The organism is Pseudomonas sp. GV085, assembly GCF_003050925.1.
In the GTDB taxonomy this organism is placed as follows: Bacteria; Pseudomonadota; Gammaproteobacteria; order Pseudomonadales; family Pseudomonadaceae; genus Aquipseudomonas.
In genome coordinates, this window is sequence record NZ_QAOV01000005.1 from 124821 (window position 1) to 147631 (window position 22811).

Consider the following 22811-nt stretch of genomic DNA (forward strand, 5'->3'; position numbering starts at 1 on the left):
CAATCAGGAGCGTCAGCATGTCGTTGCAAGGCAAAACCCTGTTCATCACCGGTGCCAGCCGCGGCATCGGCCGCGAGATTGCGCTGCGGGCCGCACGCGATGGGGCCAACATTGTGATCGCCGCCAAAAGTGCCGAACCCCACCCCAAGTTGCCGGGCACGATTTTCAGTGTGGCCCGGGAAGTGGAAGCCGCTGGCGGGAAAGCCTTGGCTCTGCAGGTGGATGTGCGTGAGGAAGACGCCGTACGCGAAGCGCTGGCCCAGGCCAACGAACATTTCGGCAGCATCGATGCGCTGATCAATAACGCCGGGGCGATCAAATTGACCGGGGTCCAGCACCTCGAACTCAAACGCTTCGACTTGATGCATCAGATCAACACCCGTGCCGTGCTGCTGTGCAGCCAGGCCGCCCTGCCCTATTTGAAGAAGCCCGGTGGCCACATCCTCAACCTGTCCCCACCCCTGAACCTGGCCACCAAGTGGTTTGCCCAGTACAGCCCGTACACCGTGACCAAATACGGCATGAGCATGCTGACCTTGGGCATGAGTGAGGAATTCAGGAATTACGGGATCAGCGTCAACTCGCTGTGGCCACAGACAATGATCGCCACCGCTGCCATCGAGTTTCAGCTGGGGTCGAGGGAGTCGTTCAAGCATGCGCGCCTGCCTGCGATCATGGCCGATGCGGCGCACGTCATTTTGAGCAGTACCAACCGCAGCCTGACCGGGCGACTGTTGATTGATGAGGAAATTTTGCGGGAGAACGGTGCGACCGAGTTCAATCACTATCGCTTTGCACCGGACAGCAGCGACACACTAATGCCTGACCTGTTCGTCGACTGAGTGGATCGAGTCCGCCTCTGTAGGAGCGAGCTCGCTCGCGATGGACGCTAACGATAACGCGTGCTTTCTGAATAAACGCAGCGCTTTCAAGCCCATCGCGAGCAAGCTCGCTCCTACAGAGGATCGGCGTTGATCAATACTCGATCCGCACGTCCCCTTTCGGCACGCTGCAGCACGACAGGATATACCCTTCGGCTTCGTCTTCCTCGGTGATCCCGCCGTTGTGTTCCATTTCCACTTCACCACCCAGCTTCAACACCTTGCAGGTGCCGCAGATGCCCATGCCGCACGCTTTCGGGATCATCAGGCCGACCTTGGCCGCCGCCGCATGCACGGTCTCGCCCGGGGCCACACGAATGCTCTTGCCGGATGCGATGAATTCCACCTGATGCAGATCCGCCTCGTCCACTTCCGCTGCCTCGGCCGCTTGTTCAGCGTGTTCCACGGCGTCGGCGCGGGCTTCTGGCGGAGTCGCGCCGAAGGACTCTTCGTGGTAGCGCGACATGTCGAAGCCAGCGCCTTCCAGCAAGCGCTTGACCGCGCTCATATACGGTGTCGGGCCGCAGCAGAACACTTCGCGCTCAAGGAAATCCGGCGCCATCAATTCAAGCATTCTGTGGTTCAGGTAACCGCGATAACCGGCCCAAGGCTCACCCATGCCATGTTTCTCGCAGATCAGGTGCAGGCTGAAGTTCTCGATCCGCGAAGCCATGTGTTCCAGTTCGCGGTGGTAAATGATGTCTTTGGGCGAGCGGGCGCTGTGGATAAACGTCATGTCGACGTTGCCGTTGGTGTCGTAGAACCAGCGCGCCATGGACATGCACGGCGTGATGCCGACGCCGCCGCTGAGGTAGAGTACTTTCGGCGCAGGGAAGTCCATGGCATTGAACAGTCCGACCGGCCCGTGCACCGCCAGCTCCTGGCCTTCATGCAGAGTGTCGTGCAGCCAGTTGGACACCTTGCCCCCCGGCACACGCTTGATGGTCACCGAAAAGCTGTACGGCACCGACGGCGAACTGGAAATGGTGTAGGAGCGCATGATCTGTACGCCGTCGATTTCCAGCTCCAGGGTGACGAATTGCCCGGGCTTGAAAAAGAACAGAATCGGCTGGTCGGCCATGAAACAGAAGGTGCGCACATCCCAGGTTTCCTGGATGACTTTGACGCAACGGACAATGTGTCGGCCATTGGCCCAGGTCTGGGTGGTTACCGGGTTCAGGAAGCTGTTGGACATGCTGATCTCCACGGCCGACTGTCGGCCTTCATGTTGGGGATTCTGCGTATAGCGCGAACCTCCCATTTACCTATCTGCGACATTCACATACTTATCGCGACCAGCCCCCAATTACCGGGGGTTGCGCGTCGGGAACAGATTGGGCCATGTCGCCCATGGATAAGGTTCCGGGCAGCGCCGGCCCCACACTCGCCTCAACAGATAACTGCTGTTTTTTGTCTTGCGTCGCACAACCGTAGCCACTATTCGCCGGCCACACAGAATGGCCTTGAGGATTAAATGATGGACGTCACCACTACCCTGAGCCTGGGCGATCCGCTGGAACCCGCACGCAAGGCCACCGCACAGATGCTGCAAGAGCGCGAGCGCACCTTCTCGCTGCCGCAGCCGTTTTACTCTGACGAGCGGCTGTTTGATATCGATATGCAGGAAATCTTCCAGAAAGAGTGGTTGATCGCCGGCATGACCTGCGAAATCCCGACCAAGGGCAACTACCTGACCCTGCAAGTCGGCAAGAACCCGATCATTGTGATTCGTGGTGCCGACGGCGTGGTCCATGCGTTCCACAACGTCTGCCGTCACCGCGGTTCTCGGCTGTGCACCAGTGAAAAAGGCAAAGTCGCCAAACTGGTCTGCCACTACCACCAGTGGACGTATGAGCTGGACGGTCGCCTGCTGTTCGCCGGCACCGAAATGGGCGCCGACTTCGACATGAAGCAGTACGGCCTCAAGCCAGTAAACGTCAAAACTGCTGGCGGTTACATCTTCATCAGCCTGTCGGAAAACCCGCCGGCCATCGATGACTTCCTGTCGACGCTGAACCATTACATGGAACCGTACGATATGGAGAACACCAAGGTGGCGATCCAGACCACCTTGTTCGAAAAAGCCAACTGGAAACTGGTGCTGGAAAACAACCGCGAGTGCTACCACTGCAACGCGTCGCACCCGGAACTGTTGAAAACCCTGCTGGAATGGGACGACGTCACCGACCCGCGCGCGGATCAGGCCTTCAAGGACCACGTCGCTGCTTCGGCCGCTGCCTGGGAAGCCGAGAAGATCCCTTACGCCCACGCCAGTTTCGGCCTGCGTAACCGTATCGTGCGCATGCCGCTGCTCAAGGGCACCGTGTCGATGACGATCGACGGCAAGCAAGGCTGCAAAAAACTCATGGGCCGGATCCAGAACCCGGATCTGGGCTCGATGCGCATCCTGCACCTGCCGCACTCGTGGAACCACTGCATGGGCGACCACATCATCGTGTTCACCGTGTGGCCGATCAGCGCCCAGGAAACCATGGTCACCACCAAGTGGATCGTGCACAAGGACGCGGTCGAAGGCGTGGACTACGACGTGGAGCGCATGCGCCAGGTCTGGGACGCCACCAACGACCAGGACCGTCGCCTGGCCGAAGAGAACCAGCGCGGCATCAACTCCACCGCCTACCAGCCTGGCCCGTACTCCAAGACCTATGAGTTCGGCGTGGTGAACTTCGTGGACTGGTACAGCGAGCGGTTGCTGAACAACCTTGGGGCCGAGCCTGCGCCGTACCTCAAAGGGGTTCCGGTCAGCGGCTGAAGCTCTCCCCTGTAGGAACGGGCTTGCTCCGGGCGGCGTTCCGACGAAAAACTCGAGGCCACCGCTGGGCATCTGGTTTTACGCGTTATCGTTCACGACCTTCGCGAGCAAGCTCGCTCCTACAAGGGGCTTGCCCGCGACAGGTTTTCTCTCAGCGCATTAGAACTGTACGAAATATGACCTATCTCGTTCAGGCCTATGCCCGCCGCACCTCCCAGCCTTCCGCAAACAAGTTATCCACATCTCCACCCACAGCTATTGGGGACAACTGTGGAAAGACTGCAAAATTTCTCTAAAAAAACCAAAGAAAAACCGTGACTTATCCAGAAGCATGCTTCCACGATCGGACTGATCATTTTTTGATCATCAACCTGAAAGGCACGGAATACAAGGCCTCCAGAGGATGGCAAACACCTTATCCACAGAAGCGCCAACAGACTTTGGGGTTAACTTCGAAGACGCTGTGGAAAACCGCTATGACCCGCAAGAAACCGGTGTTTTCGCGGAATTCTCCAGCTCACAACCATCAATTGATCATTTTTTGATCGCAACCATGAAAGCCGCTGTTTATAAGGCCTGCAGCCGATAGCAAACATCTTATCCACAGAAGCGCCAACAGAGATTGGGGGCAAGTCTGCATCCCCAGCAGCACTTATCCCCTTGAAAAAGCTTGGAAAAACCAGGAGCAAGGCTGGTTGCTTTTTGAGCAACGGCTTGCAGGGCTTTATTTATATGGGGTGTAGCGAGGGGCGAACATGTTATCCACAGAACCACCAACAGGGATTGTGGGTAAACACCGAAGTTGTTCAAACTTTATTGAGGCATGAGCGACCTGAATCCAGGTCCAGGTTCAATTCAAAGTCTTTGAAGGCGCGCCATCCGAGCAATATCGACGGGACATATTGCCCGCCGATCAGCGAAGGCGGGATGGTAAAGCCCGGGTAGTATTTGTAGGTGACCGCCATGGTATTGCCTTGCAGGGCCAATACGCCGTCGAAGCGTTGGAAGCGCTTGCTGTCGTTGGCGGTAACGCTCGAGCGTCCCGGTGTCAGCGCTTGCGCAACACTGAGCTGCCTGCCGGGCGACGAGGCCGTCAGGTAGTCGACATTTCCGGTATCGATGATGGCCTGCGTTGCCCTGCGATCCAGCTGTGCGGCCACCACCAGCCGTTGATTGAGATCCAGGCGGCTGACGACAATCGACGCATCACAGCGTTTGGCCGGCGGTGGATTCAGCTCCAGTGTTCTGTTGGTGATCTTCAAGCGCCCCAGCTTGCTGATCAGATCCAGCCCCAACAGATTGTCCCGGTCGCTGACAAAGACCAGGACGTTCCTGAACTCGCGGGTGCCGACTTTCAGCGACCCGAGAATTCCCAGCCTCGCGGCCAAGCCCTTTTCGCCATAAAACGTGCTGTAGCGATAAAAAGCATCGGGCAGCAACCTGATGCCCATCTGTTTCGCCGTGTCGATGTTGACCCGGGTTTGCGGTGCACCCGTGTCCAGCACAAAACGCGCCGAGACCCCATTGGCCGCACCGACCTCGATAAATGGCAGTACTTGTTCAGCGATGTAAAAGTCGTTGGCATACGGATGGAGCGGCAGCACCTCATGCCGCGTCGAACCCTTGACCATGAAATCGCCGGTCGCCGCCAGGACAGCCAGTGATTTGCTGCCAAACGTGGAGAACAGGGGCTTCAGATCGGCGCTGGCGGCAATCGCCCGGGCATGCCTGGCTTTTATCGCCAGGTAGTATTCGGGGAGTTGGTTGGCGGCCTTGGCTTCGAGCAATCTGGCGAAGACCGTCACAGAACAGCTGAGGTGTCTATCGGCATCCAACACCTTGTCGCACTGTTGCCGCAGTTGCGCCACGGACGCGTTGCGCCCCTGTTCGGAGTCTATCCACCGATAAAAATCCTGATCAGCCACCGATGCGTTTGTCTGGGCGGCAGAGATCAAGTCTGTGGATAACCACATGGCCGATGCAAAGAGCGCCAGAAGAGCGATAGTCTTCATATTCAGGCCAATCATAAAAACCGGGTTTTATGAGTCAGCGCTGAATGTCTGAAGGCTCCCGAAAGCGTGCCGCACCTTTGATCAGCGCATAGAAAACTGTAGCTCACCGCACTCGTCGGTGTGGGACGAGCGCGAGGGTTCGTGACGCTGTGGATAACCGTCGCCGGTCGACCCCTCGAGCAAGCTCAAGGCCTGTGCATTAGATAGGCATCACCGGTGACGCGGATCATGGGATGAGGGGTGACCTGGCAGGTCTTGATGATCCCGAAACCGTGCCGTTCGTAAAAACGCCGGGCGCCAGTGTTGGCGGCGTAGTCGATCAGGCTCAGGCCATTGAGCCCCAGTTGGTTGGCGCGTTCTTGAGCATGGGCGAGAAACTGCACGCCCAGCCCCCGGTTACGCCAGCCTTCATGCAGGGCCAGGCTGGAGATGTACAGGGTATCGGGCACTTCCATGTCGGCGTAAGGCGCCAGTACCGGATCAGTCGTCGGCACCGCCAGTGGATCGTGGCGCATCACGTAGCTGTGCATCATGCCAATGACCTGACCACCGGCCTCGGCAATCAGGCAGTTCTGGTAGGAGAAATCCACGTCGTCCCGGGCGTATCGAATGGCACCTACATCCAGCAAGTCCTGACCGGGCTCGGCTAACTGGCTCCAGATGTAATCCGAAGCGCCCTCTGAGGAAATCTGGAACAGACGCGCAATCGCGCGCGCGTCTGCACGCACTGCCGAACGAAATTCAACTGCCATTGTTTTTTCTCTGCCAGATTTATCCAGTCCACATGTAAGAACTGCCGCAGGCTGCGATCTTTTGACCTTGATTATTAAAAACAAGATCAACAGATCGCAGCCTGCGGCAGCTCCTGCAAAAAACGCTAGCGGACCACGCCTTCTTCAATCAACAACTTGAGTATCGCCTCAGCCCCAGCTTGCGCCGTAACGCCTTTGAGCACTTGTCCGCCACCGCCACTGGCTTTCGCCGTTGCGGCTTTCATACGATCGGCGCCGCTCTTGGCCTTGATTACCTTCAGGCGCTTGGGGCGTGGCTTGGCCGGTTGCAGGCTGGCGACCGCAAGCAATTGATCATCGATGACTTCAACTTCCTGCGCTTGCAGCACGCCGCGTCGGGCCGGGCCGTAAGCGCTCTGGCGAGGCTTGGGCGCGGCGTTATCCACCGTTGCCAGAAACGGCAGGCGTACCTTCAGCCGCCGACGTTGACCGCGCGGCAAGGCCTGCAGCACCAGCGCCGAACCGCCGTCAATGGACTCGACCTGCGCCAGCCCCACCACCAGCGGCCAGCCCAGGCTCTCGGCGAGCAGGAACGGCAACATGCCCGAGCCTTCGCCGGTTTCCGCCTGACTGCCGGTCAACACCACCTGAGCACCTGCATCGCGCAGATACTCGGTCAGCGCCGGTAGCGCATCGGCGCCTTGCGGTTGCTCCAACACATGCAGTTGCTCCAGCCCCATGCCCAGGTAAGCGCGCAATGCAGGCTCGGCGATGTCGCCGGCATGCAGCACTTGCAGGTTATCCCCAGCCAGTTGCAGGCCCAGTTCTACCGCCCGCGCATCCTGCTCCGCGCGACGTGGCCGACCGGACGTCGGGTGGGCGCCGATGGACACCAGGCTGATGATTTTCGTGCTCATAACCCTTTCCTTCCCTTAAGCCGCATCGCGCTTGGCGTCGTTGCGGTAAGCCTCTACCGCCTCGATCAAGGCTTGAAGAATCTCCGCGCTCTCACCGATCACCGAGAGGTCGGCACGCTTGATCATGTCGCAGCCAGGGTCAAGGTTGATCGCCACCACCTTGTCGCAGGCACCAATGCCTTGCAGATGCTGGATCGCCCCGGAAATCCCCACTGCCACATAGACCCGTGCGGTGACCCAGGTGCCGGATGCCCCGACCTGACGATCGCGGGCCATGAAGCCGTCGTCCACCGCCACCCGCGAGGCGCCTTCGGTCGCGCCGAGGGCTTCGGCGGTCCTGTGGAAAAGTCCCCAGTCCTTGACCCCGTTGCCACCGGAGAAAATGAACTCGGCTTCGGCCATGGGGATTGCCGCCGGATCGACTGCCACCGCGCCCAGATCTTCGATCCGTGACAGGCTGCGTGCCACGGTTGTGGATAACTCCACTGGCAAGGCTTCGTGACGGGTTTCGCTGACCGGTTCGGCGCACTCGGCAGCCGCCAGAATCAATCGCGCCAGCGGACGGGCAAGGTCTTGCAGACCTGCGCCGGCTCGACCAATGCACTCCTGATCCTTGACCTGCCAGATCCGCGTGGCCGGGCGCTCGCCCAGTGCCGCGGCAAAACGCCGACCGAGTTCGCCGCCGCCACTGCGGCTGTCCGGCAGCAACCAGTGACGCGGGTTGAACTGGTTATCCACAGCCCGCAGGCCCTGGACCCGTTGCTCTGGTGCATAACCGCTGAATTCTTCACCTTCCAGCACCAGCAGGCGGTCGACGCCCGCCGTGGCGAAAGCGTTTTCCTTGTGCTCGCCGAACACCACGGCCAGCACTGCACCGTCCTTGCCGGCCAGTTGATGGGCCAGGCCCAGCAAGTCGCGGTCGTGGCTGCTCAAGCGACCACCGACCATGTCCGGCACCACGCTGATGTAAAACGCCGGCGCGGCCACCTGATGCAATGGCAACTGCACTTCAACAGCGGCTGAACGTTTAGTCGCCCCACCCTGCTGGGCGCCGCTACGGTCGATACGCTTGATGCCGTTCGGACCGATAAAGCCAATGCCGTGGGGATTCTTGCGGATGACGCCATTCGGCCCCATCCAGCTGTGTTGCGCCGGTTGCATGGCCGCGTGTAGCGGGTGCAGCCGGTTGCGGGCGATCCATTCGGCCCGCGGGTCGCGGCGGATAATGTCGCTCATCAGTGCACCTCCGCAGGTTCACGTTTGGCCGGCGCGGCCGGCTTTGCCGCGTCGTCTTCCAGCAGCGCGTCGGCCACCAGTTCGGCAATGTCCTTGATCAGGGGACGGGGTTCGACTACGCCTTCGAGCATCGCCGTGCATTGTGGGCAACCCACGGCCACCAGTTCGGCGCCGGTTTCGCGGATGTCTTCCATGCGCATGTCGGGAATACGTTGCTTGCCGGGAATGTCGGTGATCGGCGCACCGCCACCACCGCCGCAGCAGCGCGAACGGAAGCCGGAACGTTGCATCTCTTTCACTTCGATCCCGAGGGCGCGCAACACCTGACGCGGCGCCTCGTACTCACCGTTGTAGCGGCCGAGGTAGCACGGGTCGTGATAGGTCACGCTGTCGCCTTTGTGCTGACCGAGATTGAGCGCGCCAGCATCGATGATTTCCGCCATGTAGGTGCTGTGGTGCTGCACCAGATAGTTGCCATCGAAGGCGCCGTACTCGTTTTTCAGCACGTGGAAGCTGTGCGGATCACAGGTGACGATGCGGTTGAAACTGTACTTGGCCAGGGTCTGGATGTTGCGTTTGGCCAACAGCTGGAAGGTCGCTTCGTCGCCCAGGCGCCGGGCCACGTCACCGCTGTCACGTTCTTCGAGGCCGAGCACGGCGAAGTCGATTTTCGCCGCCTTGAGCACTTTGACGAACGCGCGCAGGGTGCGCTGGTTGCGCATGTCGAAGGCGCCGTCGCCGACCCAGAACAGCACGTCGGTGGATTTCTTTTCGCTGAGCAGATTGAGGTTCAAATCCGCCGCCCAGTTCATCCGCCCGCCCGGCGCGAAACCGCCCGGGTTGTCAGTGGCGATCAGGTTTTCCAGGACTTCGGCGCCCTTGTTCGGGGTTGCGCCTTTTTCCAGGGTCAGATGGCGACGCATGTCGACGATGGCATCGACGTGCTCGATCATCATCGGGCATTCCTCGACACAGGCACGGCAGGTGGTGCACGACCACAGGGTTTCGGCGTCCACCAGACCGTTGACGATCGGTTGATGCGGATTGCCTGCGTGCTCACCGATGGCCTTGCCCGGATACGGACTGCCGGCAAACTTGGCATCGGTGCCGCCGGCCAGGCCGACGACCATGTCCTGAATCAGTTTTTTCGGGTTCAGTGGCTGGCCGGCGGCGAACGCCGGGCATGCCGCTTCGCATTTACCGCACTGCACGCAGGCGTCGAAGCCGAGCAACTGGTTCCAGGTGAAATCCTTGGGTTTTTCCACGCCCAGCGGCGCGCTCGGGTCGTTGAGATCCAGCGGTTTCAAACCGGTGGAGCGACCGCCACCAAAGCGCTCGGCGCGACGGTGCCAGGCCAGGTGCAAGGCACCGGCGAAGGCGTGCTTCATCGGCCCGCCCCAGGTCATGCCGAAGAACAGTTCCGACACGCCCCACAGCACGCCAACGCCGAGAATCGCCGCCAACAGCCAGCCACCGAAGTTTTCCGGGAGGATGCCCGCCACCGGCAGGGTCAACAGGAAGAACGAGGCCGAGAACGCCAGCAGGCTTTTCGGCAGGCGCATCCACGGGCCTTTCGACAGGCGCGATGGAGGGTTGCGCCGGCGCAGGTAAACAAAGATCGCACCGACGAACATCACAGCCGTCATCAGCAGCAACGCATAGCCGAGGAAGCGGTTATGCAGGCCGAAACCGTGCACCAGAATCGCCAGCACGATGGACGCTACCGCACCGCCAGCCGTGGCGACGTGGGTGTTGGCAATGTATTTGTCCCGCGCGACCACATGGTGCAAGTCGACCATGTAGCGCTTGGGCATGGCGAACAGGCCGCCGATCAGGTCGACTTTCGAAGCCCGGCCCCGGCGCCACATATTCACCCGCCGCAAAGCACCGAGGACACCAAGGCCCAGGGCAGCGAACAGCAGGATTGGAAGAAGGGTGTTCAACATAGGTGAAGCTCCCAAAGACCGCAGGGTCTTGCAGGCCAAACTACCTGGATGCCTTGCCCGATTCCTTGTAGGAGCGAGCTTGCTCGCGAAAAACCTGAGAACGTCGCGTTAAATCAGACTCCCCGCGTCATCGTTCACGTCCATCGCGAGCAAGCTCGCTCCTACAAGGGTTATCCACAAGCTCTTAGAAATCCTTGCACAACCGCAGCGCGTCGTAGATCGCGGCATGCACGTTGCGCTGTGCCACGCAGTCACCGATGCGGAACAGCAGGTAGCCGTCGCCGCTCTGCTCCAGGCAAGGTTGCGGCTTGATCGCGAACAAGGCTTCGACGTCGATCTGGCCTTTGTTGCGCGAGCCTTCCTTCAAGGCGTAGTAGATTTCCTCGTCCGGGCGCACACCGTTTTCGATGACCACCTGGTCCACCACCCGCTCCTCTTTGGCACCGGTGTATTCGTTTTCCAGCACTGCCACCAGCTTGTCGCCTTCGCGGTAAACCTTCTCCAGCATCATGTCGCCGGTCATGATCACTTCTTTCGGGTACATGCTGCGGTAGTACGTCGGGAACGACGTGCCGCCAATCGCCACGCCTGGCTTGATGTCGTCGGTGACGATTTCGACCTGGCTGCCCTTGTCCGCAATGAAGTCGGCGGTAGACATGCCGGTGAACTCGCAAATGGTGTCGTAAACCAGCACGTTCTTGCCAGGCAGAACCTTGCCGTCGAGCACATCCCAGCTGCTGACCACCAGGCCTTCAGCCGCACCCCAGTGTTCGTTCTGCTCGATGAACGGATGTCCACCGACAGCCAGCACCACCACGTCTGGACGCAGGTCCATGATGGTCGGCGCATCCGCCGCAGTGCCCAGGCGCAGATCGACTTTCAACCGAGCCAGTTCCAGCTGGTACCAGCGGGTGATACCGGCGATCTGGTCCCGTTGCGGTGCTTTCGAAGCGGTGGTGATTTGGCCGCCGATGAATTCTTTCTTCTCGAACAGGGTCACGTTGTGGCCACGTTCGGCGGCAACGCGAGCGGCTTCCATCCCCGCAGGGCCGGCGCCAACGACCACCACTTTGCGTTTCACGCCGGTGGTTTTTTCGATGATGTGCGGCAGGCCCATGTATTCACGGGAAGTTGCGGCGTTCTGGATGCACAACACATCCAGGCCTTGGTATTGACGGTCGATGCAGTAGTTGGCCCCGACGCACTGCTTGATCTGGTCGATCTGGCCCATCTTGATCTTGGCGATCAGGTGCGGGTCGGCGATGTGGGCGCGGGTCATGCCGACCATGTCGACGTAACCGCCCTCCAGAATGCGCGTGGCCTGGTTCGGGTCCTTGATGTTCTGCGCGTGCAGCACCGGAACCTTGACCACTTCCTTGATCCCGGCCGCCAGGTGCAGGAACGGCTCGGGCGGGTAACTCATGTTCGGAATCACGTTGGCCAGGGTGTTGTGAGTGTCGCAACCCGAGCCGACGACGCCGATGAAATCGAGCATGCCGGTGTCGTCGTAATACTTGGCGATCTGCTTCATGTCTTCGTGGGACAGGCCGTCCGGGTGGAACTCATCACCGCAGATGCGCATGCCCACGCAGAAGTCGTCACCGACCTCGGCGCGCACGGCTTTCAAGACTTCCAGGCCGAACTTCATGCGGCCTTCGAAGGTGCCGCCCCATTCGTCGGTACGCTTGTTGACGCGCGGGCTCCAGAACTGGTCGATCATGTGCTGGTGCACGGCCGACAATTCCACGCCGTCCAGGCCACCGGCCTTGGCACGACGCGCAGCCTGCGCATAGTTGCCGATCACCCGCCAGATTTCTTCCGGCTCGATGGTCTTGCAAGTGGCACGGTGCACCGGCTCACGCACGCCCGACGGCGACATCAACGTTGGCCAGTTAAAGCCGTCCCAACGCGAGCGACGACCCATATGGGTAATCTGGATCATGATCTTGGCGCCGTGCTTGTGCATGGCATCGGCCAGATTCTGGAAGTGCGGAATGATGCGGTCGGTGGACAGGTTCACCGAGCTCCACCACTCCTGCGGGCTGTCGATCGCCACGACGGACGAGCCACCACAAATCGCCAGGCCGATCCCGCCCTTGGCTTTCTCTTCGTAATACTTGACGTACCGGTCGGTGGTCATGCCGCCGTCGGTGGCATAAACCTCGGCGTGCGCGGTGCTGAGCACGCGGTTGCGGATGGTCAGTTTACCGATCTGGATCGGTTGGAACATTGCTTCGAAAGCCATGGCGGGTTCCTCGACTTACAACGGCTTGACGGTGAACAAACCGTCTTCGTGGCCCTCTTCGGAGCCACCGTAGACTTGCTCGGCCACGGTGCGGATCTTGCTGCCGCGAGCGGCCAGGATCTGGTCCATGGCCCCTGCAAACCAGCCAGTGAACATGTAGTCGACCTTACGTCCGACCTTGCCGTACACATAGACGAATGCCGAGTGTTCGAGCTTGACGCTGGCAGTGCCTTTGTCGAGATCGATGTCCTGAATCTTGAACAGGCCCCAGCCGCGCTGCGACAGGCGCTTCATGTAGTGTTCGAATACCGCAACGCCTTCCAGGCCGTGGCATTCGGCTTCTTTTTCACACCAGTGCCAGGCGGACTTGTAGCCGGCCTTGTAGAGGATTTCGGCATAAGCGTCAGCGCCCAGCACTTCCTCGATGCCCATGTGGTTGTTGACGAAGAAGTGACGCGGTACATACAGCATCGGCAGGGCGTCGGAGGTCCAGACACCGGTTTCGCTGTCGACTTCGATTGGCAATTGCGGGGCGATTTTGGCCATGGAAACTTGACTCCAGAAAATTCGTTGCGTTGCCCGCTGCACGGACGGCAGCGGGAAAGGATTCAGAGATGCGGCGGCTTATTCGCCCCAAACGTCCTTGAGGACATTCACCCAGTTCTCACCCATGATCTTGCGCACCACGCGCTCGGAGTGGCCGCGCTTGAGCAGGGTCTCGGTCAGGTTCGGGAACTCGCCCACGGTGCGGATGCCCAGCGGGTTGATGATCTTGCCGAAGCTGGTCAGACGGCGGGCATAGCCCTTGTCATGGGTCAGGTATTCGAAGAAGTCCTGGCCATGGCCCTGGGTGAAGTCGGTGCCGATGCCGATGGCATCTTCGCCAACCAGGTTCATGGTGTATTCGATCGCTTCGGCGTAGTCGTCGATGGTCGAATCGATACCCTTGGCCAGGAACGGCGCGAACATGGTCACCCCGACGAAACCGCCGTGGTCGGCAATGAACTTCAGTTCTTCATCGGACTTGTTGCGCGGGTGCTCCTTGAGCCCCGACGGCAGGCAGTGGGAGTAGCAGACCGGCTTCTTGGATTCGAGGATGACTTCTTCGGAGGTTTTCGAGCCGACGTGGGACAGGTCGCACATCACGCCGACCCGGTTCATCTCGGCGACGATTTCGCGACCGAAGCCCGACAGGCCGCCGTCACGCTCGTAGCAACCGGTACCGACCAGGTTCTGGGTGTTGTAGCACATCTGCACAATACCGACGCCGAGCTGCTTGAAGACCTCGACGTAGCCGATCTGGTCTTCAAACGCGTGAGCATTCTGGAAGCCAAAGAGGATGCCGGTCTTGCCCTGTTCCTTGGCCTTGCGGATATCGGCGGTGGTGCGCACTGGAATCACCAGGTCGCTGTTCTCGCGGATCAGCTTCTGGCTGGCGGCGATGTTGTTGACGGTGGCCTGAAAGCCCTCCCACACCGACACGGTGCAGTTGGCCGCGGTCAAGCCGCCCTTGCGCATGTCTTCGAACAGTTCACGGTTCCACTTGGCAATAATCAGCCCGTCGATAACGATGCTGTCGGCGTGCAATTCGGCTGGGCTCATCAGGCTGTCCCCTTGTTAGCGATTCATGCGCCGAATCGTCTGCCGGCGCTTTGGGGCCAGCATATGCCTCGGTGCCTAAGCAGCCGGGTGCAAAAACGACAGGGGAATTGCCGAAAGCGTCAATCCGCGACAAAGGGTCGCCGTCAGGCACTATCACCGACCTGTTCAAGGCCTTCGGCTTGGGCCAGAATTCGCCGCATCACTGGAATAGAGCGGCGACCTGAATGAAATCCATCCTTCTGGCTTTGGCACTGATTGCAACCGGCGTACACGCAGCCGAGGTGGCCGACGACAACCCGTGCGACAAAGTCGAAAACGACGTCCAGACCCTCGAGTGCTCGGCCTTCAGCAAAACCACCGCCGAAGACTTGCTCAAGGAAAACCTCCAGGGCCTGAACGACCGCATGCAGTCGCAGTACGGCAAAAACCCGTCGCAACTGGCCGACATCACCGCCAAGATCAAAGCCGCCCAACAGCAATGGCTGAAGACCCGCGACGCCGACTGCGCCGTCGAAGCCTTCCCGGCCACCGGTGGCAGCAAGGCGTTCACCATTGCCCAGAACGATTGCATTGCGCGGATGAGCGACGAGCGGTCGGAGTTTTTGGAGTCGATCGGGCAGGAATAGTCCTGAATGTCCCACTGAAAGCTGGCACTACCACCAGCTTTCAATCGCCAAAAAACCCTTTTCCCACAACGCACTCTGATCTGACCTACAGCTTCCGTCCAAAGCCGCTGTTCTGCGGACTTTTCACGCAACATGCCGACAAATGTTGTTGATGGCCCATCACAAAAATATAAGTAAAGATTCGCAAATCTTATAAAAGACTTATATTCTTCCATGAACAGCATTCACTGGACTCGAAAGGCCGTAAAGCAACTCTTGAGATTGCATTCCGTTCACCAGATTCAGGTTCGTGATGCCATCACGGCGCTCGCTGGCATGCCTGAGACAGGCAATGTCAAAGCACTGGTCGGTCATGACTACGCCTATCGGCTGCGTGTCGGTAATTACCGGGTCATGTTTGATTGGGATGGCGCGATCAAAGTGGTCAGTATTCAAGAGGTCAAAAAACGCGATGAACGCACCTACTGACATTCAAATCATCAACGACGCCGAAGGCAATCCAGCCTTCGTGGTCATTCCCTATGCACAATACGTGGCACAGAAAATTGAGCCTGACTTGATCCCCCATGAAGTGGTGAGCCGTATCGTCGATGGCGCTACCCCTATCCGCGCCTGGCGCGAACACTTGAACCTTACCCAGGAAGAAGTGGCCAAACGCATGGGCATAACCCAGCCTGCCTTTGCCCAACAGGAAACCGTCGCCAAGCCCCGTAAAGCCACTCGCGAAAAAATCGCTTTGGCATTCGGCATCACGGCCAGCCAGCTTGAACTGTAAGCTGCACACCCTCTGTCACTAATGAGATTGAACATGAAAGTCTGCGGCATCGAAATCAAAGGCAGCGAAGCGATCATCGCCGTGGCCACCCTGGACGGTCAGGCGCTGGGCCATGTCGCGCTCGCCACCAAGAAAATTGCCCTGGACGATGACGATGAAGCCGCCAACGTCAAAGTATTCGCCGCTCAGGTCGCCTCGTTTGTCCGTGAGAACTCCATCGACCGCATCGCGATCAAGAAGCGCAGCAAGAAAGGCGAGTTCGCTGGCGGGCCGACCACGTTCAAGATCGAGGGGGTTTTCCAGTTGCTGGAGAGTTGCGAGGTAGCCCTGCTGTCGCCGCAGACCATCAATGCCCAGGCCAAGAAGCACAACTTCGAACTGCCGGGAACGCTGAACAAGTATCAGCATGAGGCCTATAAGGCAGCGTGTTCGGCGTTGGTGAAAAAATAAAAGATCCTATGCCTTGGCGGTACGCCGATCCTCCCGCGGGCACCGCTCATATTTCGCCCGATAACTGCGGGTGAAGTACGACGGCGATTCAAACCCGCAGGCAATGCTCACTTCCAGCACGCTCATGTCGGTCTGACGGAGCAACTGCCGTGCTTTTTCCAACCGTAACCGCAAGTAGAAATTGCTAGGCGTATCATTCAGGTGCAGGCGAAACAGGCGCTCCAGCTGGCGCCGCGTCACCTTGATCGATTCCGCCAGTTCCAGCGTGCTTAGCGGCGGTTCGCTGTGCTGCTCCATCTCGCCAATCACATGCACCAGTTTCTTGTTGCTGATGCCGTAGCGCGTGGCGACTTCCATGCGCTGGTGGTCTTGGCGCGGGCGGATACGGCCGAGTACGAATTGTTCGCTGACCTGGATCGCCAGGCCGGGACCGTGGGCCTGGGCGATCAGATCCAGCATCAAATCGATGGAAGCCGTGCCACCAGCGGAGGTGATGCGCCGACGGTCGATCTCGAACAGTTCCTGGGTGACGCTGAGCTGTGGATAAGACTCCTTGAACGCATCGATCGCTTCCCAGTGCAAGGTCAGGCGATGGCCGTCGAGCAGACCGGCTTCGGCGAGGATGAAGCTGCCGGTGTCGATGGCGCCGAGGGTCACGCCTTCGTTGTCCAGGCGGCGCAACCAATGTTCCAGCGCCGGGGTAGTGAACTTCAGCGGTTCGAAACCGGCGACCACCAGCAGTGTCGCGCCTTTCTTCAGCGGCTCCAGCGCCGCATCGGCGTTGACCGACATGCCGTTGCTCGCCAGCACCGCCCCGCCATCCGCGCTCAGCACATGCCAGCGATACAGCTCGCCGCGAAAGCGATTGGCGACCCGCAACGGCTCGATGGCCGAGATAAATCCGATGGCCGAGAAACCCGGCATCAACAAGAAGTAGAAATCCTGGGACATGGAGCGCACTCGCTGAGCAGGTAACAAGAGGCCAGGTAACGAGAGGGCGGGCAGCGTAGGGATGTTGATACGCCAGTTGCAAGCGGCATTCAAGAGCACAGGTCGCTGCAGTGCAAGAGCTGGTCGCCGCAGTGCGCTTTCATCGGTGCTTTGCTGCGTAACTTGGCATCACCGGCGCATCAGACACCGGAACTCACAATAAACGAACTGCCGAGGAACCTGAGATGAAACGACTGATCAGCAGCTGTGTTCTTGCACTCAGTGGTACCGCTTTGCTGAGCGCCAGTGTCATGGCCGCCGAACCCGCCGCGTGCCAGAACGTGCGCATGGGTGTAGTGAACTGGACCGACGTGATCGCCACCAGTGCCATGACCCAGGTATTGCTCGATGGCCTCGGCTACAGCACCAAACAAACCAGCGCCTCCCAGCAAATCATCTTTGCCGGGATCCGCGACCAGCGTCTGGACCTGTTCCTCGGCTACTGGAACCCGCTGATGACCCAGACCATCACCCCGTTCGTCGACGCCAAACAGGTCAAGGTGCTTGAAGCGCCAAGCCTGCAGGACGCCCGCGCGACCCTCGCCGTGCCGACCTACCTCGCCGACAAGGGCCTGAAAACCTTCGCTGACATCGCCAAATTCGAAAAGGAACTGGGCGGCAAGATCTACGGCATCGAGCCTGGCTCGGGCGCCAACACCCAGATCAAGGCCATGATCTCCAAAAACCAGTTCGGCCTTGGCAAGTTCCAGCTGGTCGAATCCAGCGAAGCCGGCATGCTCGCCGCCGTGGATCGCGCCGTACGTCGCAACGAAGCCGTGGTGTTCTTCGGCTGGGCGCCGCACCCGATGAACGTCAACGTCAAGATGACCTACCTCACCGGCAGCGACGACGCCCTCGGCCCGAACGAAGGCAAGGCCACCGTGTGGACCGTCACCGCACCGACATACACCGAACAATGCCCGAACATCGGTCGCCTGCTGAGCAACCTGACGTTCACCGCCGAAGACGAAAGCCGGATGATGCAGCCGCTGCTGGATCACAAGGACGCTTTCGAGTCGGCCAAACAATGGATCAAGGATCACCCGCAGGACAAAAAGCGCTGGCTTGAAGGTGTCACCACCTTCGATGGCAAACCGGCCGCTGAAAACCTGCAACTGACCAGTAAATAAACTCGATAGAACCACCGAGTCGCAGCCCCAACAGGCTGCGAACGGGACCACCACGCCTGGCCAAAACCAAAAACTCGCCTGTAAGGAACCGCCTCATGAACCACGACGTCATCATCACCTGCGCACTCACCGGTGCTGGCGACACGACCAGCAAAAGCCCCCACGTGCCGGTCACCCCGAAACAAATCGCCGCTGCCGCCGTGGAAGCCGCCAAGGCCGGCGCCACCGTGGTTCACTGCCATGTGCGCGACCCGCAAACCGGCAAGTTCAGCCGTGACGTGGCGCTGTACCGCGAAGTGATGGAGCGCATCCGCGAGGCGGACGTGGACATCATCGTCAACCTCACTGCCGGCATGGGCGGCGACCTGGAAATCGGCGGCGGCGAGAACCCGATGGAATTCGGCCCGAACACCGATCTGGTCGGCCCGCTGACCCGCCTGGCCCACGTCGAAGAACTGCTGCCGGAAATCTGCACCCTCGATTGCGGCACCCTGAACTTCGGCGACGGCGACACCATTTACGTGTCCACCCCGGCGCAACTGCGCGCTGGCGCTAAACGCATTCAAGAGCTGGGCGTTAAAGCCGAGCTGGAAATCTTCGACACCGGTCACCTGTGGTTCGCCAAGCAGATGATCAAGGAAGGTCTGCTCGACAACCCGTTGTTTCAGCTATGCCTGGGCATCCCTTGGGGCGCGCCGGCGGACACCACCACCATGAAAGCCATGGTCGACAACCTGCCGGCCGACGCAGTCTGGGCCGGCTTCGGTATCGGTCGCATGCAGATGCCGATGGCGGCGCAAGCGGTGTTGCTCGGCGGCAACGTGCGCGTCGGCCTGGAAGACAACCTGTGGCTGGACAAAGGCGTGCTGGCGACCAACGGCCAACTGGTCGAGCGCGCCGGCGAAATCCTCAGCCGCCTCGGCGCCCGCGTCCTGACCCCGGCGGAAGGCCGGGCAAAAATGGGCCTGACCAAGCGCGGTTAACCCCACACACTTTTCCCCTGTAGGAGCGAGCTTGCTCGCGAAAAAGGTACAGCCGACGCCACTCCGCGCCTGGAATACCATCGCGAGCAAGCTCGCTCCTACAAGGATCACCGAACTCTTCAGGAATCGACCATGAGCTTTATCACCGAAATCAAAACCTTCGCAGCGTTAGGCAGCGGTGTCATCGGCAGCGGCTGGGTGTCCCGTGCCCTCGCCCATGGTCTGGATGTAGTGGCCTGGGACCCGGCCCCCGGCGCCGAAGCCGCCTTGCGCAAACGCGTCGCCAATGCCTGGGGCGCGCTGGAGAAACAAGGCCTGGCGCCGGGTGCATCGCAGGATCGCCTGCGCTTTGTCGCGACCATCGAAGAGTGCGTGCGCGATGCCGATTTCATCCAGGAAAGCGCCCCGGAGCGACTGGAGCTGAAACTGGACCTGCACAGCAAAATCAGCGCGGCAGCCAAGCCCAATGCATTGATCGGTTCCAGCACCTCTGGCTTGCTGCCAAGCGAGTTCTACGAGAGTGCCACGCACCCGGAGCGCTGCGTGGTCGGTCACCCGTTCAACCCGGTTTACCTGCTGCCGTTGGTGGAAGTGGTCGGCGGCAAAAACACCGCCCCTGAAGCGGTGCAAGCCGCGATGAAAGTCTATGAATCCCTGGGGATGCGCCCGCTGCACGTGCGCAAGGAAGTGCCGGGCTTCATCGCCGACCGTCTGCTCGAGGCGCTGTGGCGTGAGGCACTGCACCTGGTCAACGACGGTGTGGCGACTACCGGTGAAATCGACGATGCAATCCGTTTCGGCGCCGGTTTGCGCTGGTCGTTCATGGGCACCTTCCTGACCTACACCCTGGCCGGTGGCGATGCCGGCATGCGTCACTTCATGGCCCAGTTTGGCCCGGCGTTGCAATTGCCGTGGACCTACCTGCCGGCACCGGAGCTGACCGACAAGCTGATCGACGATGTGGTCGATGGCACCAGCGATCAACTGGGCAAACACAGCATTTCAGCGCTGGAGCGCTATCGTGATGACTGCCTGCTGGCGGTGCTGGAGGCGGTGAGGACCACCAAAGAGAAGCATGGAATGGCGTTCAGCGAGTAACCAAACCGCAGGCCCGGCCCCATCGCCAGCAGGCTGGCTCCCACAGGAGAACGCATTCCAATGTGGGAGCCAGCCTGCTGGCGATGACGGCATTCCAATCACAATCTGTTCTGGATCAGTCATCATGCCCACCCTCACCACCTACCAAACCACCATCATCCCCGACTGGGTCGACTACAACGGCCACCTTCGCGACGCTTTCTACCTGCTGATATTCAGCTACGCCACCGACGCGCTGATGGATCGCCTGGGCCTGGACAGCAGCAGCCGCGAAGCCACCGGCAACTCGCTGTTCACCCTCGAACTGCACCTCAACTACCTGCACGAAGTGAAGCTCGACGCCCAAGTCGAAGTGCACACTCAAATCATTGCCCACGACAGCAAGCGCGTGCACCTCTATCACAGCCTGCATCTGGTCGATGACGCCCAGGAACTGGCAGGCAACGAACAGATGCTGCTGCACGTGAATCTCGCCGGGCCGCGTTCGGCCCCGTTCAGCGAACAGTCCTTGAGCCGTCTGCAAGCCATCGTCGCCGAACAGGTAGACCTGCCAACACCCAAGTACATTGGCCGAGTGATCGCATTACCCCAAAAAAAATAACAAGGAGATCGCCATGAACACCGCCGCTGCATTTGCCGACTTTCGTACCTATCCGTTGATCAGCGCGCTGACTGGTGTGCAGACTCTGGCGGACCATGTTCTGGTGAAGTGGGCCGATAACCGTGTCAGCCCTTTCCACCATCAATGGCTGCGGGACAACTGCCCGTGCCCGCAATGCGTCTACACGGTGACCCGCGAGCAAGTGCTGGAAATCGTCGATGTGGCTCAAGACCTGATGCCCGATAACGCCCGTATAGACAGCGATGGCTGCCTGGCGGTGGATTGGCAGGACGGCCACTGCAGCCGCTTCGACCCCGGCTGGCTGCGTGCCCACGCCTATGACGATGATTCCCGCGCCGAGCGTCAGCAGCGCAAGCCGAAAGCCAGGCTCTGGCACAGCGATTTGCAGTTGCCGGTGTTCGAGTATCAAGCGCTGATGAACGACTCCGACGCCTTGTTGCAATGGTTGTTGGCGGTACGGGACGTAGGATTGACCCAGGTCCGTGGCGTGCCCACCGAGCTCGGCTCACTGAAACTGATCGCCCAACGGATTTCCTTCATCCGCGAGAGTAATTTCGGCGTGCTGTTCAACGTGCAATCCAGGGCCGACGCCGACAGCAATGCCTACACCGCCTTCAACCTGCCGCTGCACAGCGATTTACCAACCCGTGAGTTGCAACCGGGGCTGCAGTTCCTGCATTGCCTGGTCAATGACGCCGAGGGTGGCGAGAGCATTTTTGTCGATGGTTTCGCCATCGCCGACGCCTTGCGCCGGGAAGACCCCGAATCCTTCAGTAGCCTGTGTGAAATTCCCGTGGAGTTTCGCAACAAGGACCGTCACAGCGACTACCGCTGCCTGGCGCCGATCATTGCCCTGGATGCGTTGGGACAGGTGTCGGAAATCCGCATGGCAAACTTTCTGCGCGGGCCGTTCGATGCGTCGGTGGAACAGATGCCCAGGCTCTATCGCGCCTACCGGCGCTTTATCGCGATGACCCGCGAGCCTCGATTCAGGTTGATGCAGCGGCTCAATCCCGGCGAGCTGTGGTGCTTCGACAACCGCCGCACCCTGCATGCCCGCAATGCCTTCGACCCGGCCACCGGGGCGCGGCATTTCCAGGGTTGCTATGTCGACCGGGATGAGTTGTTGTCGCGCATCCTCGTGTTGCAACGCTAGTCCGCGTCATCGTTCTTCGCTGGCAAGCCCGCGCCTACAGAGATCACACCGTCCCTGTAGGAGCTGGCTTGCCAGCGAAGGCATGGGGCCTGCCAACACCGATCCGCAGGCGAAAAAAAGCCCCGATCAAGCCGTGACAGGATCGAGGCAGAGGGTACTGTTGAGGAGCTGCCGTGCGAGGGTGACCAAACCTTCGTGAAGCGAGCTGAGTCCAGTGTGCCCACTACCCCGCGAGCCAGGTTAGCCGAAAACGACATGTTCATAACCAATTGAGCCATTGCGACAATTCGCCCTTGCCGACACCCGGCACCCCCACCAGAATCGAACTACGACACCGTTCCCTGAAGAAGGATTGCGTCATGATGCACGCCGATTTGATAGACCAGGAAGACCTGTTGGGCCAGCTCAAGTCGTTGGGATTCAACGTACCCAGTGGAGCCACCGCCGAGCAGGCTTGCGAGTGCGTGGTAAGGGGCCTGGACGATACTCGGGCGTATGAGCTTCGCAAGATGGTCAAGGAGATGTACACCAGCAGCGCGACGATCCTGCCGGCAGTGCGCCAGGCCATCGACAAACAATTGCTGCCGGCGTTGTCGGAGTACCAGCAGAGCCACACCGCCCGATAAAACGCCTTCGCG

The 22811-nt window shown here is 60.0% G+C and carries 22 protein-coding genes; 12 read left to right on the plus strand and 10 right to left on the minus strand.

All coding sequences use genetic code 11. From position 1 onward, the window contains the following. Positions 1–17 precede the first annotated feature (17 nt). Complete coding sequence (locus C8K63_RS12340) at positions 18–842, plus strand: NAD(P)-dependent oxidoreductase (RefSeq protein WP_108216963.1); 825 nt, start codon at positions 18–20, stop codon at positions 840–842. 133 nt (positions 843–975) lie between these two features. Here the strand turns inward: C8K63_RS12340 and gbcB are convergent, their stop codons facing one another. Next, complete coding sequence (gene gbcB, locus C8K63_RS12345) at positions 976–2076, minus strand: glycine-betaine demethylase subunit GbcB (RefSeq protein ID WP_108216964.1); 1101 nt, start codon at positions 2074–2076, stop codon at positions 976–978. 282 nt (positions 2077–2358) lie between these two features. Between gbcB and gbcA the strand changes: the two genes are divergently transcribed. Further along, positions 2359–3654 carry a glycine-betaine demethylase subunit GbcA gene (gene gbcA, locus C8K63_RS12355; RefSeq protein WP_108217250.1) on the plus strand — a complete coding sequence of 432 codons (1296 nt, stop codon included), beginning with the start codon at positions 2359–2361 and terminating at the stop codon, positions 3652–3654. 806 nt (positions 3655–4460) lie between these two features. Here gbcA and C8K63_RS12365 read toward each other — a convergent pair. The 8 genes from C8K63_RS12365 to C8K63_RS12400 form a co-directional block, all read right to left on the minus strand. After that, positions 4461–5627 (minus strand): retropepsin-like aspartic protease, encoded by a 1167-nt coding sequence (locus C8K63_RS12365; protein WP_256594945.1) that lies wholly within the window; start codon positions 5625–5627, stop codon positions 4461–4463. A gap of 224 nt (positions 5628–5851) precedes the next feature. Beyond that, positions 5852–6418, minus strand: a complete 567-nt coding sequence (locus tag C8K63_RS12370) for a GNAT family N-acetyltransferase (RefSeq protein WP_108216967.1) — start codon at positions 6416–6418, stop codon at positions 5852–5854. Between the two features lie 125 nt (positions 6419–6543). Then, positions 6544–7314 carry an electron transfer flavoprotein subunit beta gene (locus tag C8K63_RS12375; RefSeq protein ID WP_108216968.1) on the minus strand — a complete coding sequence of 257 codons (771 nt, stop codon included), beginning with the start codon at positions 7312–7314 and terminating at the stop codon, positions 6544–6546. 15 nt (positions 7315–7329) lie between these two features. Beyond that, the gene (locus C8K63_RS12380; protein WP_108216969.1) at positions 7330–8550 is read right to left on the minus strand and encodes an electron transfer flavoprotein subunit alpha/FixB family protein; all 1221 of its coding nucleotides are present in this window, start codon (positions 8548–8550) and stop codon (positions 7330–7332) included. Continuing rightward, on the minus strand, positions 8550–10496 hold the full coding sequence (gene dgcB / locus C8K63_RS12385) for a dimethylglycine demethylation protein DgcB (RefSeq protein WP_108216970.1): 1947 nt from the start codon (positions 10494–10496) through the stop codon (positions 8550–8552). Before dgcB ends, C8K63_RS12380 begins: the two co-directional genes overlap by 1 nt. A gap of 184 nt (positions 10497–10680) precedes the next feature. After that, positions 10681–12741 (minus strand): dimethylglycine demethylation protein DgcA, encoded by a 2061-nt coding sequence (dgcA, locus tag C8K63_RS12390; RefSeq protein ID WP_056726570.1) that lies wholly within the window; start codon positions 12739–12741, stop codon positions 10681–10683. A 15-nt stretch (positions 12742–12756) separates the two neighbouring features. Continuing rightward, positions 12757–13287, minus strand: coding sequence for a DUF5943 domain-containing protein (locus tag C8K63_RS12395; protein WP_060542338.1), 531 nt, complete (start codon positions 13285–13287; stop codon positions 12757–12759). A 78-nt stretch (positions 13288–13365) separates the two neighbouring features. Beyond that, positions 13366–14343 (minus strand): dipeptidase, encoded by a 978-nt coding sequence (locus C8K63_RS12400; RefSeq protein WP_108216971.1) that lies wholly within the window; start codon positions 14341–14343, stop codon positions 13366–13368. A gap of 224 nt (positions 14344–14567) precedes the next feature. On the opposite strand from C8K63_RS12400, the gene C8K63_RS12405 reads away from it, so the two are divergent. The 4 genes from C8K63_RS12405 (at position 14568) to C8K63_RS12420 (ending at position 16194) form a co-directional block, all read left to right on the plus strand. After that, positions 14568–14969: a lysozyme inhibitor LprI family protein gene (locus C8K63_RS12405; protein ID WP_108216972.1), complete on the plus strand. Its 402-nt coding sequence runs from the start codon at positions 14568–14570 to the stop codon at positions 14967–14969. 213 nt (positions 14970–15182) lie between these two features. Beyond that, complete coding sequence (locus tag C8K63_RS12410; RefSeq protein ID WP_108216973.1) at positions 15183–15437, plus strand: type II toxin-antitoxin system RelE/ParE family toxin; 255 nt, start codon at positions 15183–15185, stop codon at positions 15435–15437. Beyond that, positions 15421–15744: a helix-turn-helix domain-containing protein gene (locus tag C8K63_RS12415; protein WP_108216974.1), complete on the plus strand. Its 324-nt coding sequence runs from the start codon at positions 15421–15423 to the stop codon at positions 15742–15744. The genes C8K63_RS12410 and C8K63_RS12415 overlap by 17 nt, the downstream gene beginning before the upstream one ends. 33 nt (positions 15745–15777) lie before the next feature. Then, complete coding sequence (locus C8K63_RS12420; protein WP_108216975.1) at positions 15778–16194, plus strand: DUF3010 family protein; 417 nt, start codon at positions 15778–15780, stop codon at positions 16192–16194. Positions 16195–16200: 6 nt separating this feature from the next. Here the strand turns inward: C8K63_RS12420 and C8K63_RS12425 are convergent, their stop codons facing one another. Further along, a complete protein-coding gene (locus tag C8K63_RS12425; protein ID WP_108216976.1) occupies positions 16201–17145 on the minus strand; it encodes a GlxA family transcriptional regulator in 945 nt (314 codons plus the stop codon). Positions 17146–17369: 224 nt separating this feature from the next. On the opposite strand from C8K63_RS12425, the gene C8K63_RS12430 reads away from it, so the two are divergent. The 6 genes from C8K63_RS12430 (at position 17370) to C8K63_RS12460 (ending at position 22799) form a co-directional block, all read left to right on the plus strand. After that, on the plus strand, positions 17370–18314 hold the full coding sequence (locus C8K63_RS12430) for a choline ABC transporter substrate-binding protein (RefSeq protein ID WP_108216977.1): 945 nt from the start codon (positions 17370–17372) through the stop codon (positions 18312–18314). A gap of 95 nt (positions 18315–18409) precedes the next feature. After that, a complete protein-coding gene (locus C8K63_RS12435; protein WP_108216978.1) occupies positions 18410–19297 on the plus strand; it encodes a 3-keto-5-aminohexanoate cleavage protein in 888 nt (295 codons plus the stop codon). A 132-nt stretch (positions 19298–19429) separates the two neighbouring features. Then, positions 19430–20395, plus strand: a complete 966-nt coding sequence (locus C8K63_RS12440) for an L-carnitine dehydrogenase (protein ID WP_108216979.1) — start codon at positions 19430–19432, stop codon at positions 20393–20395. 124 nt (positions 20396–20519) lie between these two features. After that, positions 20520–20996, plus strand: a complete 477-nt coding sequence (locus C8K63_RS12445) for a thioesterase family protein (protein WP_108216980.1) — start codon at positions 20520–20522, stop codon at positions 20994–20996. A 13-nt stretch (positions 20997–21009) separates the two neighbouring features. Then, entirely contained in the window at positions 21010–22173 is a 1164-nt protein-coding gene (locus tag C8K63_RS12450) for a gamma-butyrobetaine dioxygenase (RefSeq protein ID WP_108216981.1), read from the plus strand. A 359-nt stretch (positions 22174–22532) separates the two neighbouring features. Beyond that, positions 22533–22799 carry a hypothetical protein gene (locus tag C8K63_RS12460; protein WP_108216982.1) on the plus strand — a complete coding sequence of 89 codons (267 nt, stop codon included), beginning with the start codon at positions 22533–22535 and terminating at the stop codon, positions 22797–22799. Positions 22800–22811: the final 12 nt, after the last annotated feature.

Bases quoted from the DNA above. Each gene is read 5' to 3' on its own strand.
- C8K63_RS12340 (WP_108216963.1), top strand. From the start codon at position 18: ATGTCGTTGCAAGGCAAAACCCTGTTCATCACCGGTGCCAGCCGCGGC.
- gbcB (WP_108216964.1), bottom strand. From the start codon at position 2,076: ATGTCCAACAGCTTCCTGAACCCGGTAACCACCCAGACCTGGGCCAAT.
- gbcA (WP_108217250.1), top strand. From the start codon at position 2,359: ATGGACGTCACCACTACCCTGAGCCTGGGCGATCCGCTGGAACCCGCA.
- C8K63_RS12365 (WP_256594945.1), bottom strand. From the start codon at position 5,627: ATGTGGTTATCCACAGACTTGATCTCTGCCGCCCAGACAAACGCATCG.
- C8K63_RS12370 (WP_108216967.1), bottom strand. From the start codon at position 6,418: ATGGCAGTTGAATTTCGTTCGGCAGTGCGTGCAGACGCGCGCGCGATT.
- C8K63_RS12375 (WP_108216968.1), bottom strand. From the start codon at position 7,314: ATGAGCACGAAAATCATCAGCCTGGTGTCCATCGGCGCCCACCCGACG.
- C8K63_RS12380 (WP_108216969.1), bottom strand. From the start codon at position 8,550: ATGAGCGACATTATCCGCCGCGACCCGCGGGCCGAATGGATCGCCCGC.
- dgcB (WP_108216970.1), bottom strand. From the start codon at position 10,496: ATGTTGAACACCCTTCTTCCAATCCTGCTGTTCGCTGCCCTGGGCCTT.
- dgcA (WP_056726570.1), bottom strand. From the start codon at position 12,741: ATGGCTTTCGAAGCAATGTTCCAACCGATCCAGATCGGTAAACTGACC.
- C8K63_RS12395 (WP_060542338.1), bottom strand. From the start codon at position 13,287: ATGGCCAAAATCGCCCCGCAATTGCCAATCGAAGTCGACAGCGAAACC.
- C8K63_RS12400 (WP_108216971.1), bottom strand. From the start codon at position 14,343: ATGAGCCCAGCCGAATTGCACGCCGACAGCATCGTTATCGACGGGCTG.
- C8K63_RS12405 (WP_108216972.1), top strand. From the start codon at position 14,568: ATGAAATCCATCCTTCTGGCTTTGGCACTGATTGCAACCGGCGTACAC.
- C8K63_RS12410 (WP_108216973.1), top strand. From the start codon at position 15,183: ATGAACAGCATTCACTGGACTCGAAAGGCCGTAAAGCAACTCTTGAGA.
- C8K63_RS12415 (WP_108216974.1), top strand. From the start codon at position 15,421: ATGAACGCACCTACTGACATTCAAATCATCAACGACGCCGAAGGCAAT.
- C8K63_RS12420 (WP_108216975.1), top strand. From the start codon at position 15,778: ATGAAAGTCTGCGGCATCGAAATCAAAGGCAGCGAAGCGATCATCGCC.
- C8K63_RS12425 (WP_108216976.1), bottom strand. From the start codon at position 17,145: ATGTCCCAGGATTTCTACTTCTTGTTGATGCCGGGTTTCTCGGCCATC.
- C8K63_RS12430 (WP_108216977.1), top strand. From the start codon at position 17,370: ATGAAACGACTGATCAGCAGCTGTGTTCTTGCACTCAGTGGTACCGCT.
- C8K63_RS12435 (WP_108216978.1), top strand. From the start codon at position 18,410: ATGAACCACGACGTCATCATCACCTGCGCACTCACCGGTGCTGGCGAC.
- C8K63_RS12440 (WP_108216979.1), top strand. From the start codon at position 19,430: ATGAGCTTTATCACCGAAATCAAAACCTTCGCAGCGTTAGGCAGCGGT.
- C8K63_RS12445 (WP_108216980.1), top strand. From the start codon at position 20,520: ATGCCCACCCTCACCACCTACCAAACCACCATCATCCCCGACTGGGTC.
- C8K63_RS12450 (WP_108216981.1), top strand. From the start codon at position 21,010: ATGAACACCGCCGCTGCATTTGCCGACTTTCGTACCTATCCGTTGATC.
- C8K63_RS12460 (WP_108216982.1), top strand. From the start codon at position 22,533: ATGATGCACGCCGATTTGATAGACCAGGAAGACCTGTTGGGCCAGCTC.